General features: G+C 59.1%; 12 protein-coding genes. All 12 read left to right on the forward strand.

Annotated features, from left to right (window positions below):
* The first annotated feature begins 71 nt into the window (after positions 1 to 71).
* The 12 genes from EDD77_RS10520 (at position 72) to EDD77_RS10575 (ending at position 12,042) form a co-directional block, all read left to right on the forward strand.
* On the forward strand, positions 72 to 1,244 hold the full coding sequence (locus EDD77_RS10520) for a D-alanyl-D-alanine carboxypeptidase family protein (protein WP_058967143.1): 1,173 nt from the start codon (positions 72 to 74) through the stop codon (positions 1,242 to 1,244).
* 163 nt (positions 1,245 to 1,407) lie between these two features.
* Positions 1,408 to 2,742 (forward strand): glucose-6-phosphate isomerase, encoded by a 1,335-nt coding sequence (locus EDD77_RS10525; RefSeq protein ID WP_058967241.1) that lies wholly within the window; start codon positions 1,408 to 1,410, stop codon positions 2,740 to 2,742.
* Positions 2,743 to 2,830: 88 nt separating this feature from the next.
* Positions 2,831 to 3,235: a hypothetical protein gene (locus EDD77_RS10530; RefSeq protein WP_058967142.1), complete on the forward strand. Its 405-nt coding sequence runs from the start codon at positions 2,831 to 2,833 to the stop codon at positions 3,233 to 3,235.
* Between the two features lie 111 nt (positions 3,236 to 3,346).
* A complete protein-coding gene (locus tag EDD77_RS10535; RefSeq protein ID WP_058967141.1) occupies positions 3,347 to 3,847 on the forward strand; it encodes a YceD family protein in 501 nt (166 codons plus the stop codon).
* Between the two features lie 27 nt (positions 3,848 to 3,874).
* Entirely contained in the window at positions 3,875 to 4,057 is a 183-nt protein-coding gene (rpmF, locus tag EDD77_RS10540; protein WP_058967140.1) for a 50S ribosomal protein L32, read from the forward strand.
* A gap of 92 nt (positions 4,058 to 4,149) precedes the next feature.
* Positions 4,150 to 5,463 carry a DUF512 domain-containing protein gene (locus EDD77_RS10545; protein ID WP_058967139.1) on the forward strand — a complete coding sequence of 438 codons (1,314 nt, stop codon included), beginning with the start codon at positions 4,150 to 4,152 and terminating at the stop codon, positions 5,461 to 5,463.
* A 61-nt stretch (positions 5,464 to 5,524) separates the two neighbouring features.
* The gene (der, locus tag EDD77_RS10550; RefSeq protein ID WP_058967138.1) at positions 5,525 to 6,853 is read left to right on the forward strand and encodes a ribosome biogenesis GTPase Der; all 1,329 of its coding nucleotides are present in this window, start codon (positions 5,525 to 5,527) and stop codon (positions 6,851 to 6,853) included.
* Between the two features lie 42 nt (positions 6,854 to 6,895).
* Complete coding sequence (gene plsY / locus EDD77_RS10555; RefSeq protein ID WP_077138631.1) at positions 6,896 to 7,558, forward strand: glycerol-3-phosphate 1-O-acyltransferase PlsY; 663 nt, start codon at positions 6,896 to 6,898, stop codon at positions 7,556 to 7,558.
* Between the two features lie 240 nt (positions 7,559 to 7,798).
* On the forward strand, positions 7,799 to 8,902 hold the full coding sequence (locus tag EDD77_RS10560; RefSeq protein ID WP_058967137.1) for an ABC transporter ATP-binding protein: 1,104 nt from the start codon (positions 7,799 to 7,801) through the stop codon (positions 8,900 to 8,902).
* Positions 8,899 to 9,762, forward strand: coding sequence for an ABC transporter permease (locus EDD77_RS10565; protein ID WP_058967136.1), 864 nt, complete (start codon positions 8,899 to 8,901; stop codon positions 9,760 to 9,762). Before EDD77_RS10560 ends, EDD77_RS10565 begins: the two co-directional genes overlap by 4 nt.
* Before the next feature lie 16 nt (positions 9,763 to 9,778).
* Entirely contained in the window at positions 9,779 to 11,284 is a 1,506-nt protein-coding gene (locus EDD77_RS10570; protein WP_058967135.1) for a GldG family protein, read from the forward strand.
* A complete protein-coding gene (locus EDD77_RS10575) occupies positions 11,284 to 12,042 on the forward strand; it encodes a DUF4340 domain-containing protein (protein WP_058967134.1) in 759 nt (252 codons plus the stop codon). The genes EDD77_RS10570 and EDD77_RS10575 overlap by 1 nt, the downstream gene beginning before the upstream one ends.
* The last annotated feature ends 111 nt before the right edge of the window (positions 12,043 to 12,153 follow it).

Below are 12,153 nucleotides of genomic sequence, written 5' to 3' on the forward strand. Positions count from 1 at the left end.
ACATAGAGTTGAACGAATGAACAACGCCCGCGGGCCGGCGAAAAGACCCCGGGAAGAAGGGTGGAGGTTTTATGGCAAAACGACGGGCGGCTGCGCTGGTTCTGGCGGCGGTGCTGTTTGTGGGGCTGGCCCTGCCGGCCCATGCGCAGGAGGTGCAGGCAGGGCGGTTCGCGCTGGGGCAGTTTGACGTGCCCTGCCGGGCGGCGATCCTGATTGATCAGGAAAGCGGCACCGTGCTGTATGAAAAGGAGGCGGATACCCGGATGCCCATCGCCTCCATCACCAAGGTGATGACCCTGCTTCTGGTGATGGAGGGGCTGGAGGAGGGCCGCTTTACACTGGAGGACACGGTGCCGGTGACTGAGCACGCATACAGTATGGGCGGCAGCCAGATCTGGCTGGAACCGGGTGAGCAGTTCACTGTGGACGAGATGCTCCGGGCGGTCTGCGTGGCCAGCGCCAACGATGCGGCAGTGGCGCTGGCCGAGATGGTGGGCGGCAGCGAGCCGGTGTTTGTGGAGCAGATGAACCGGAAGGCGGCCCAGCTGGGTATGACCGGCACCACCTTCAAAAATGCCTGCGGGCTGGATGAGGAGGGCCATCTCTCCACCGCCCGGGATGTGGCCATCATGAGCCGGGAGATGCTGAACCGTCACCCGCAGATCCTGAATTATACCGGCATCTGGACGGACAGCCTGCGCGATGGCCAGACCCAGCTGGTGAACACCAACAAGCTGATGCGGCGCTATCAGGGAATCACCGGGCTGAAAACCGGAACCACCGGCGGGGCGGGAGTCTGCCTTTCCGCCAGTGCCACCCGGGACGGTCTGTCGCTGATCGCGGTGGTGTTGGGCGCGTCCAGCAGCGCCGAGCGGTTCGATGCTGCCACCGCGCTGCTGGATTACGGCTTTGCCAATTTCACCCGGGTCGAGGCCCCCGCGCCGGAAAATGCACCCTCATTCCTGCCGGTGAATGGCGGCGCGCAGGAAACCGTGGCGCTGAATTACCAGACGCCGGGCACGATTCTGCTGCAAAAGGGAGAGAAAGGGGGACTGAGGGCAGAGCTTGAACTGACCGAGAACGCAGAAGCCCCGGTGGCTGTGGGTGACGAGGTGGGCCGGGTGACAGTGTATGTTGGCGAAACCGGGCTGGGAAGCTGGCCGGTGACCGCTGCGGCCGATGTGCCGGCTCTGAGCTGGAAGCTGGCCATGGAACGGCTGTGGCAGGGCCTTCTGGCACATTGAGAAAATATGCGGTAAAAGGCAGCCCGGAAAGAGTGTGAACAGCACCTTTCCGGGCTGCCTTATCCTATGGGAAATATTTGTGCGAACTGTCTGCTGCCCTTGACTTTTAGCATGTGAAACGGTATAGTTATAACAAAGAAAACACATGGTGGGAGGCAGCGATATGAGCGTTAAATTTAACGGTAAATATCTTGCAAAATTTGTAAAGGACACTGAGTTCGAAGCCATCTGGCCTCAGGTAAAAGCGGCGCACGAGATGCTGGAAGGCCGCACCGGCCCCGGCAACGACTTTCTGGGCTGGGTCGACCTGCCCGTAAATTACGATAAGGAAGAGTTTGCACGCATCAAGGCCGCGGCCGAGAAGATCTGCTCGGATTCCGACGTGCTGGTCGTGATCGGCATCGGCGGCTCCTATCTGGGTGCTCGTGCCGCCATCGAGGCCATCAAGGGTCAGATGTACAACTGCACCTGCAAGAAGACCCCGCAGATCTTCTTCGCGGGCAACTCCATTTCTCCCGCCTACCTGCAGGACATCCTGGCCTGCTGTGAGGGCAAGGAGGTCAGCGTGAACGTGATCTCCAAGTCCGGTACCACCACCGAGCCTGCGCTGGCCTTCCGCGTATTCAAAAAGTACCTGGAAGAGCGCTATGGCAAGGAAGGCGCTGCCAAGCGCATCTACGCTACCACCGACCGCAGCCGCGGTACTCTGAAGAAGCAGGCCGACGAAGAGGGCTGGCCCACCTTCGTTGTACCCGACGATGTGGGCGGCCGTTACTCGGTGCTCACCGCCGTGGGCCTGCTGCCCATCGCCTGCGCCGGCTGCGATATCGACGCTCTGATGCAGGGCGCTGCCGCCGCCCGTGAGGAGTACTCCAAGTGCACTCCGGAAAACGACTGCTACAAATACGCCGCCGCCCGCAACATCCTGTACCGCAAGGGCAAGGCTGTGGAGCTGCTGGCCGCCTATGAGCCCAACTTCACCATGATGAACGAGTGGTACAAGCAGCTGTTCGGCGAGAGCGAAGGCAAGGACAACAAGGGCCTCATGCCCACCAGCGTGGTATTTTCCACCGATCTGCACTCCATGGGTCAGTTCGTGCAGGAAGGCTCCCGCGTGATGTTCGAGACCGTGGTCAACATCCACAAGCCCTCTCAGGATCTGTTCATCGAAGCCGATGAGGAGAATCTGGACGGCCTGAACTTCCTGGCCAACCAGAACATGAGCGTGGTCAACGAGAAGGCCATGCAGGGCACCATTCTGGCCCACACCGACGGCGATGTTCCTAACATCGTGCTGGAGACCCCCAGCCTGAACGAGTACGATCTGGGCTACCTGATCTACTTCTTCGAGCGGGCCTGCGCCATCAGCGGCTACCTGCTGAGCGTGAACCCCTTCGACCAGCCCGGCGTGGAAAGCTACAAGAAGAACATGTTTGCTCTGCTGGGCAAGCCCGGCTACGAGGATCGCAAGGCTGAGCTGGAAGCGAAGCTGAACTGATAAACCGCTCCCCCGGCGGATAAACGGGGAGACATAAAGGGAAATCGCGGCATGCCGCGTTTCGCAAAATAGAAGGAGGTACCCTCTTATGATTAAACTGATCGTTGGTACGAAAGGCACCGGCAAAACCAAAGCCATGATCGAGGCCATCAACGCAGTTACCAAGACCACCACTGGCAACGTTGTTGTGCTGGAGAAATCCATGAAGCTGACTTATGACATCGATCACGCCGCCCGCCTGATCGACCTGGATGAGTATCACATCACCGGCTACAACATGATGTACGGTTTTGTTGCAGGCGTTCTGGCCGGCAACTACGACATCACCGAGCTGTTTGTGGACGGCATCCTGAAGGTCGGCGACCACGATCTGGCCGGTCTGGGCAAATTCCTGGACGACGTACAGGCCATCGCAGGGGAGAACGTGAACGTTACCATTACCATTTCTGCTGCCCTCGAGACTCTGCCCGAGGACGTAAAGAAATACCTGTAATCGTTTCATGCGCGGGCGGGAGCCAAAAAAATTGGTTCCCGCCCGAAATTTGGTATTGACAAACCCTCTGGGATTCGGTATACTAGGTAGGCAGTCTTTTAGAGGTGTACTATGCAATTCGACCTGAAAAAGTTTTTTCAGACCGGCCGTGTGCCTTATCACGCGGATCTGCAGCTGGACCTGAGCGATTACGATTTCCCGGGTTACCAGATTGCGCAGACGGTCACAGGCACCTTTGACGCCGCGCTGAACGGCGAAGGCGTTGTGCTGCGGCTCAGCCTGAACGCATTGGCACAGGCAGAATGCGCCCGTTGCCTTGCACCGGTGGAATATCCCTGTTCGATCGAGCGGGAATGGCTGGTGCGTGAGCAGGAGCTGAGCGATGAATATCAGGAATTGCCCATCGACGAGGCAGGCAAGCTTTCGGTCAAGGAGCTGGCGTGCGAGGAACTTGTGATGGAAATTCCAACCGTGCTGCTGTGCAGTGCGGATTGCCAAGGGCTATGCCATGTTTGCGGTAAACCCAAAGCAGCGGGTTGCACCTGCTGTGAGGGGGGCTCCACTACCCCCGTAGACGAACGGCTTGCTATATTAAAACAACTGCTGAATTAACTTCATTCACATTGAGGAGGTGCTAAAATGGCAGTACCCAAGAGAAAGGTTTCCAAGGCACGGCGTGACAAGCGTCGCTCCTCTGTGTGGAAGCTGGAAGCCCCTGCACTGGTAAAGTGCAGCCAGTGTGGCGAGTACAAGCTCCCCCACCAGGTATGCGGCAATTGCGGCTACTACAAGGGCAAGGAAATCATCAAGAAGGAAGCGTAATCCGCTTTCCGTAAGAGCTAGGGGAGGGCTTACGCCTTCCCCTTTTTCTTGTGCAGAGCGAAACCTGTTGAAAAGGAAGGTGCAAAACTGGCATGGCAGTACGCGTGAAAAGCGTGCAGAAAGGCTCGGCAGCCGAAGCGCTGGGCCTGAGCGCCGGGTCGATGCTTTATTCGGCTGACGGCAACGAAATCAACGATATGCTGGATTACCAGTTCTACACCGCCGGCGAACGCTTTGAGCTGGCCGTGATGAAGGATGGCCAGCTGGATTACCTGAAGGTGGAAAAGGGCGAATACGAGCCTCTGGGCTGCGAATTCGAGACCTATCTGATTGACCAGAAGCATTCCTGCGCAAACCACTGCATGTTCTGCTTCATCGACCAGCTGCCCAAGGGCCTGCGGGAAACGCTGTATTTCAAGGACGACGACGAGCGCCTGTCGTTTTTGTTCGGCAACTATGTGACCCTGACCAACCTGAACGAGCATGAGGTGGAGCGCATCAAGAAGATGCACATTTCCCCCATCAACATCTCGGTGCATACCACCAACCCGGAGCTGCGAGTTCGGATGATGGCCAACAAGCGGGCGGGCGAGGTGCTGAAATATCTGGATGAATTTGCAGAGGCAGGCATCCAGATGAACTGCCAGCTGGTGCTGTGCCGGGGCGTGAACGATGGCGACGAGCTGCGCCGCACGCTGGACAAGCTCACCGGCATGTATCCGGCGGTGCAGAGCATCGCAGCGGTTCCCAGCGGCCTGACCGACTACCGCAAGGGCCTGTACAAGCTGGAGCCCTACGACGCGGCCACCAGCGCTGAGGTGCTGGATATTCTGGAAGAATACGGCGACCGCTGCAAGGCTCAGAACGGCTGCCGCATGATCTATCCCGGCGACGAGTGGTACCTGTGCGCCGGGCGGCCCATTCCCGGCGGCGAATTCTATGAGGATTTTCCCCAGCTGGAAAACGGTGTGGGTATGTGGCGGATGTTCCGGGATGAATTTCTGGCAGAGCTGACCTTCGCCCACCGGCGCATTCCCATCCCACGCAGCATCGACGTGGTCACCGGTACCCTGGCGGCGCCGCTGATTCAGGAGATGATGGCGGAGCTGACCCACCGGCACCGCAGTGTGAAGGTGCAGGTACACCCCATCAAAAACAATTTCTTCGGCGGCAACGTGAGCGTGGCCGGTCTGGTCACCGCCACCGACATCATCGACCAGTGCAAGGGCAAGCTGAAAAGCAAGCATCTGGGCGTGCCGGAGGTCATGCTGCGGGACGAAAAGGATCTGTTCCTGGATTCCAAGTCCATTGCGGATCTGGAGCATGCCCTGGGCGTGAAGGTACATATCCTGCCCAGCGGCGGCGGTGATCTGGTGCGGGCGCTGCTGGCGCCAAAGCTGGCCTGACTGCCCGCATGGAACCCCCCGAGCCCCAAGGGGCGAAAAGAACTGAGAGAAGGAGGCTCTTATGGCAAAACCAATCGTTGCAGTGGTGGGCCGGCCCAACGTGGGCAAATCCACCCTGTTCAATAAGCTGATCGGCCAGCGACTGGCCATCGTGGAAGATACCCCCGGCGTGACCCGCGACCGGATCTTTGGCGACTGCGAATGGCAGAACCACACCTTCCTGCTGGTGGACACCGGCGGTATCGAGATGGGCGAGGATGATATCCAGACCCATATCCGCCATCAGGCTCAGCTGGCCATCGACGCGGCGGAGTGCATCATCATGGTGGTGGATCTGCGTGCCGGTGTGACCGCCCAGGATCAGGACATCGCCAACCAGCTGATGCGCAGCGGCAAGCCCGTGGTGCTGGCGGTCAATAAGGTGGATCGGATCGGCGAACCCCCCATGGAGCTGTACGATTTTTACAGCCTGGGTCTGGGCGAGCTGTACCCCATCTCCAGCGTGCACGGCCACGGCACCGGCGATCTGCTGGACGCGGTGTGCGAGCACCTGAATTTTGATGACGAGAACGATCAGGAGGACGAGCGTATCACCGTGGCGGTGATCGGCCGGCCCAATGTGGGCAAATCCAGCCTGATCAACTACATTCTGGGCGAAAATCGTATGATCGTGGCCAACGAGGCGGGCACCACCCGCGACGCCATCGACTCCCAGGTGGACAACAAGTACGGAAGCTTTGTCTTTACCGACACCGCCGGCCTGCGCAAGCGGGGCAAGGTGGAGGAAGGCGTGGAACGTTACAGCGTACTGCGCAGTCTGGCCGCGGTGGAGCGCAGCCGGGTGTGTGTGATCATGATCGATGCCACCGTGGGCTTCACCGAGCAGGACTCCAAGGTTGCCGGTTACGCCCACGAGCAGGGCAAGGCCTGCATCATCGCCGTGAACAAGTGGGACGCGGTGGAAAAGGACGACAAGACCATGGACGCCCAGCGCAAGAAGCTGATGAACGACTTCAGCTTCATGAGCTATGCGCCCATCATCTTCATCAGCGCCAAGACCGGCCAGCGTGTGGACCGGCTGTTTGAGCTGATCAAGTATGTGGACAGTCAGAATGCTCTGCGGGTGACTACCGGTATGCTGAACGAGCTGCTGGCCCGGGCCACTGCCCGCGTGCAGCCCCCCAGCGACAAGGGCCGCCGCCTGAAGATCTACTACATGACCCAGATCTCCACCCGGCCCCCCACGTTTGTGTGCTTCGTGAACCGGAAGGATCTGTTCCACTTCTCCTACCAGCGCTACATTGAGAATCAGATCCGTGAAACCTTTGGTCTGGAAGGTACCCCCGTGCGTATGGTCGTGCGGGAACGGGGCGACGGCAGCACCAAGTAAAAGAGCCGCAAAGCGGAAAACAACAAAGGAGCGTGTGAATCCATGGCGTTAGAACCGGCGTTTATTTTGATGATGGCCGTCTCCGTTGTGATCGGTTATCTGCTGGGCAGCATCAATTTTGGCGTGGTGGTGAGCAAGGGGCTCTACCACGAGGACGTGCGCATGAAGGGCAGCGGCAACGCTGGCACCACCAACATCCTGCGCACCTACGGGAAAAAGGCGGCGGCCCTGACCCTGGCCGGCGATATGGCCAAGGGCGCGGTGGCGGTCTGGCTGTGCCATTGGGGTGTGGCCCTGCTTACCGGGGCGGATGTGAACGGCGTTTATGCCGGGTATCTGGCTGCCATCGGTGCGGTGTGCGGCCATCTGTGGCCGGTCTGGTTCGGCTTCAAGGGCGGCAAGGGCATCGCGGTGGCCGCGGGCGCTATTCTGGCCAGCGAGCCGGTGGTGCTGCTGGCGCTGCTGGTGGTGTTCTTTGCCATTGCTCTTACTACCCGCATCGTGAGTCTGGCGTCGGTCACCGTGGCAGTGCTGTACCCCATTCTCACGCTGCTCTGGTCCTGGTATACCCAGCGCAGCCTGCTGTTTACCGGCGTATGCACTGTTTTGATGGCGGTGCTGGTGGTGTGGATGCACCGGGCCAATATCCAGCGCCTGATGAACGGCACTGAATACCGCTTCGGCGAAAAGAAAAAAGACGAATAACAGGAATGTTCCGCAGCCCTTCGGGAGTAATCTCCCGAAGGGCTTTTTTGCTGGAAAATGCCGGTAATTTTTTCACGATTTTCAAAGAGCTTTTGCAAAACTTTCACAGCCGGAGGATACACTCAAACAAGGAAAGGCGGGCAAAAAAACGCGCGGTTCAGGTCTCGGCAAAGTCGGGGCCGCCTTTTTATGCATCCGTCGCCCCGGCGTGGGCGGCGGAACCAAAGGAGTGTGGCTTTTTTGATTCAAGTAGAACATCTTACCAAGCGATATGGCAGCCACCTGGCGGTGGATGACATCTCGTTTGAGGTGGAAGAGGGGATCGTGTATGGTCTGCTGGGCCCAAACGGCGCCGGCAAATCCACCACGATGAACATTCTGACCGGGTATCTTTCCGCCAGCAGCGGCACGGTATCCATCGACGGGCATGATATTCTGGAGGAGGCCGGTGCGGCGAAGGCCTGTGTGGGCTATCTGCCGGAGCAGCCGCCCCTGTATGTGGACATGACGCCCCGGGAATACCTGCTGTTTGTGGCCGAGCTGAAAAAGGTCAAGCGGGCCGAGCGCATTGAGCAGGTGGAACAGGCCATGGAGCGCACCGGTCTGATTGAAATGGAAAACCGGCTGATCAAAAACCTGTCCAAGGGCTACCGCCAGCGCGTCGGCCTGGCCGCCGCGCTGCTGGGAAATCCCAAGGTGATTATTCTGGATGAGCCCACCGTGGGTCTGGACCCGGCCCAGGTGATCGAGATTCGAAGCCTGATCAAGGAGCTGGGCAAGGATCATACCGTGATTCTTTCCAGCCATATTCTCAGCGAGGTAAGCACCCTGTGCGACAAGGTGCTCATCATTGCAAAGGGCAAGCTGGTGGCGCAGGGTACCCCGGAGGAACTGGCCCAGCGGCTGACCGCCGGTTCGGCGCTGAACATCACCGCGCTGGGCGAGGCGGATGCCGTGATGAACGCGCTGCTCACCGTACCTGGTGTGAGCGAGGTTCAGATCACCGGCCAGCAGAACGGCGAAACCAGCGTGACGGTGCAGGTGCCGCAGGGCGAAGATCTGCGTGCTGCGGTCAGTGCTGCGCTGGCGGCGGCGGGCTGCCCGGTACTGGGACTGACTACCGCTTCCATGAGCCTGGAGGACGTATTCCTGCAGCTCACCGCACAGGCGGGCGACGAGGAAGCACAGGAGATTCTGGAGGAGCAGGAAGAGGACGCTCTGTGCCCGGAGGATCTGGAATTTGTGCAGGATGCGGTGGAAGGCACCGTGCAGCCCGACGGGGAAATCGGGCAGGAAGATGATGCGTCCGCCCAGGCGGAACAGGAGGAGGCGGACGAGAAATGAGTGCGATTTTCAAGCGGGAATTCAAAAGCTATTACAGCGGCATGATGGGCTGGCTGCTCACCGGTGTGATGCTGCTGTTCGGGGGCCTTTATTTCACTGCAGCCAACCTGCAGGGCGGCTACACCAACTTTTCCATTGCTCTTTACAGCTTCGTGATCGTACTGCTGATTTTCATTCCGCTGCTTTGCATGCGCAGCTTTGCGGAGGAAAAGCGCAGCAAAACCGACCAGTTGCTGCTTACCAGCCCGGTGAGCATAACCGGTATTGTGCTGGGGAAATATCTGGCGCTGCTGGCCATGTTCGCAGTGCCGGTGGCCATCTTTTCGCTGTATCCGCTGATCATGCTGATGCTGGGCGGTGTGGATCTGGTGGCCAGCTATGCGGGCATTCTGGGCTATTTCTTCATGGGCGCGGCCTGCATCGCCGTGTGCATGTATCTTTCCACCCTCACCGAGAACCAGATCATTGCGGCGCTGTCCGGTTTTGGCGTGCTGCTGGTATCTTATCTGCTGCCCAGCATCCAGACTCTGTTCACCACCGGCAGCGGCCTTGCCATGGCGGCGTTTGTGGTGATCCTGCTGGCAGTGAGCCTGATCGTGGGCCTGCGCAGCCGCAGTCTGACTCTGGGCGCCGGTGTGTTTGTGGTGGGTTTTGTGCTGCTGACCATCCTGTTCAACACCAGAAGCGCCGTGCTTACCAGTGCCTTTACCAGCGTGCTGGGGGCGCTGGCTCTGTTCGAGCCCTTTCTGGAGTTTGTGAACGGTCTGTTCAGCGTTACGGCGCTGGTGTATTATCTGGGCGTGATTGTGCTGTCCTTGTTCCTCACCGGGCAGGCGCTGGAAAAGCGCCGCTGGAACTGAGAGGAGGAAACACGCAATGAAGTTTTTCAAAAAGAACGAGGAAAAGCCCGCACGGGAAAAGCGCAGCCTCCGGCAGTGGGGCGCGCTGGTGGTGGGTGCCCTGAAGGGGCAGCCTACCAGCAAGGCTGTATTCCAGAACGGCGCAATGGCCAGTGTGCTTACCGCTCTTGTGCTGGTGGCGGTGATTCTGGTGAATCTGATGCTGGGCAAGCTGCCCAGCAAATACACCCAGTGGGACATGAGCCAGAACGGGCTTTATTCCATTGGCGACACCACAAAGGACCTGCTGGCGGGCCTGGAGCAGGACGTTACCTTCTACTATCTGGCCCAGAGCAGCTATGAAAGCGAGAGCGTGGTCACCTTCCTGGATCGCTATACCCAGGAGAGCAAGCACCTGAGCTGGGAACAGAAGGATCCGGCGGTTTATCCCACCTTTGCCCAGCAGTATGGCGCCCAAACGGCCAGTGAGGGCAGCATCATCGTGGTGAGCGGTGACCGCAGCAAGGTGATCGACTCCAATGACCTGTACACCTACGATTACAGCAACTACTACACCACCGGCACCTATGATGTGCTGTTCGACGGCGAGCAGCAGCTGACCAGCGCGGTGTATTATGTGACCACCGAGGATCTGCCCAAGGTCTACACCCTCACCGGCCACGGCGAGCAGCAGTTGACCGGCGAGCAGGAGAGCGCGCTGAACATGCAGAACATTGAGCTGGTGGATTTGTCTCTGGTATCGGCTGAGAGCATTCCCGAGGATGCGGCGGCGGTGCTGATTGCGGGCCCTACCGTGGATTACACCACCGAGGACGTGCAGCTGCTGCGGGATTACCTGAGCAGCGGCGGCAAGCTGATTTTCCTGAGCGACAGCTCCGCCAGCACCCCCAACCTGAACGCCCTGATGGCGGAATACGGCCTGAGCAAGCTGGATGGTCTGGTGGTGGAGGGCAACTCCTCCTATCATGCCCGGGGCTTCAACTACTACCTGCTGCCTGAAATTGAGAGCCACGAGGCAACCAGCGGCCTTGCCAACCTGTATGTGATGCTGCCCTATGCACAGGCCATCCAGACCAGCGAGCTGGAGAACGTGACGGTGGACAGTCTGCTGAGCACCAGCTCCTCCGCCTACAACAAGGCGGCCGGTTACGACATGGCCACCACCGACAAGGAGGAGGGCGACCAGGAAGGCCCCTTCGATCTGGCAGTGGCAGCCACCAGGACCGAAAATGAGGACGAGGGAATTGAATCCCAGGTGATCTGGATGAGCAGCGTGGCGCTGCTGGATCAGAACGTGAACGCCTCGGTGGGCGGCGGCAACGACCAGTTCCTGCTGGGCTGCGTCAGCTGGCTCAGCGGGCAGGACAGCAGCATTCTGATCGCGGCCAAGAGCCTGAGCAGCGACACCCTCACCGTGAGTGCAGGGGATGCGGCCTTCTGGGGTAACCTGACCACCATTGTGCTGCCGATGATCTGCCTGATTGCCGGTGCGGCCATCACCATCAAACGGAGGCGCCAATAATGAAAGCAAAACGAAACCTGATGATCGGGCTTGTGGTTTTGCTGGTGGTTCTGGCGGTCGGCGTACTGGCGGACCAGACCATCAGCGACCGGGACGCGGCGGTCAGCGCGTCGGAGGACACTTCCATCGCCCTCACGTCTCTGACCGCATCCTCCGAGATCGAGAGCTTTGGCTACACCTGGCAGGGGGATACGCTGAATTTTGAGCAGCGGCAGGAGATTGTGGAAACCGAAAGCGACAGCAGTGAAACCGCCGACGATTCCGCAAGCACCTCCGCCTCACAAGAGAGCGAACCGGAAACCGAGACCGTCTGGTATCTGGCGGATGATCCGGAATACAAACTGGATCAGAGCAGCGTGAACAGCATGCTCACCGCCTTTGTGAATCTGGAGGCCAGCCGTCAGCTGACCGAAACCAGCGAGGAATACGGGCTGGAAGAACCCACCCTGACCTTCTGGATGACTGCCAACGGGGAGACTACCACCTGGATCTGCGGAGCCACCAATGATGTGACCGGTACCGTCTACCTGCAGAAGCAGGGAGAGGATACGGTTTATCTGGTGGATACCAATAAGGTGACCGTGTTTGAAAAGAGCAGGATGGATCTGGGCGATACCAGTGATTCCACCGGGGACATTGCTTCCAGCGAGACTGCATCCAGTGAAGCGACTACCAGTGAGGCGGCTTCCAGTGAAGCTGTCTCCAGTGAGGCTGCCACCAGTGAGAGCAGCTCCGGCGAAGCCGCTTCCGAAGGATAAAGCTACCGATAAAAAGAAGGGGCTGTTGCAAAACGGAAGTTGAGCAACAGCCCCCACTTTTTGCGAAAAGCAGGATCGGAAGAGACTTTTTCAAGAATTTTAGGAGAAATA

This window comes from Allofournierella massiliensis (genome assembly GCF_004345265.1).
GTDB classification, from domain to species: domain Bacteria; phylum Bacillota; class Clostridia; order Oscillospirales; family Ruminococcaceae; genus Allofournierella; species Allofournierella massiliensis.

Bases quoted from the DNA above. Each gene is read 5' to 3' on its own strand.
- rpmF (WP_058967140.1), top strand. From the start codon at position 3,875: ATGGCAGTACCCAAGAGAAAGGTTTCCAAGGCACGGCGTGACAAGCGT.
- EDD77_RS10545 (WP_058967139.1), top strand. From the start codon at position 4,150: ATGGCAGTACGCGTGAAAAGCGTGCAGAAAGGCTCGGCAGCCGAAGCG.
- EDD77_RS10530 (WP_058967142.1), top strand. From the start codon at position 2,831: ATGATTAAACTGATCGTTGGTACGAAAGGCACCGGCAAAACCAAAGCC.
- EDD77_RS10565 (WP_058967136.1), top strand. From the start codon at position 8,899: ATGAGTGCGATTTTCAAGCGGGAATTCAAAAGCTATTACAGCGGCATG.
- plsY (WP_077138631.1), top strand. From the start codon at position 6,896: ATGGCGTTAGAACCGGCGTTTATTTTGATGATGGCCGTCTCCGTTGTG.
- EDD77_RS10520 (WP_058967143.1), top strand. From the start codon at position 72: ATGGCAAAACGACGGGCGGCTGCGCTGGTTCTGGCGGCGGTGCTGTTT.
- EDD77_RS10575 (WP_058967134.1), top strand. From the start codon at position 11,284: ATGAAAGCAAAACGAAACCTGATGATCGGGCTTGTGGTTTTGCTGGTG.
- der (WP_058967138.1), top strand. From the start codon at position 5,525: ATGGCAAAACCAATCGTTGCAGTGGTGGGCCGGCCCAACGTGGGCAAA.
- EDD77_RS10535 (WP_058967141.1), top strand. From the start codon at position 3,347: ATGCAATTCGACCTGAAAAAGTTTTTTCAGACCGGCCGTGTGCCTTAT.
- EDD77_RS10525 (WP_058967241.1), top strand. From the start codon at position 1,408: ATGAGCGTTAAATTTAACGGTAAATATCTTGCAAAATTTGTAAAGGAC.
- EDD77_RS10570 (WP_058967135.1), top strand. From the start codon at position 9,779: ATGAAGTTTTTCAAAAAGAACGAGGAAAAGCCCGCACGGGAAAAGCGC.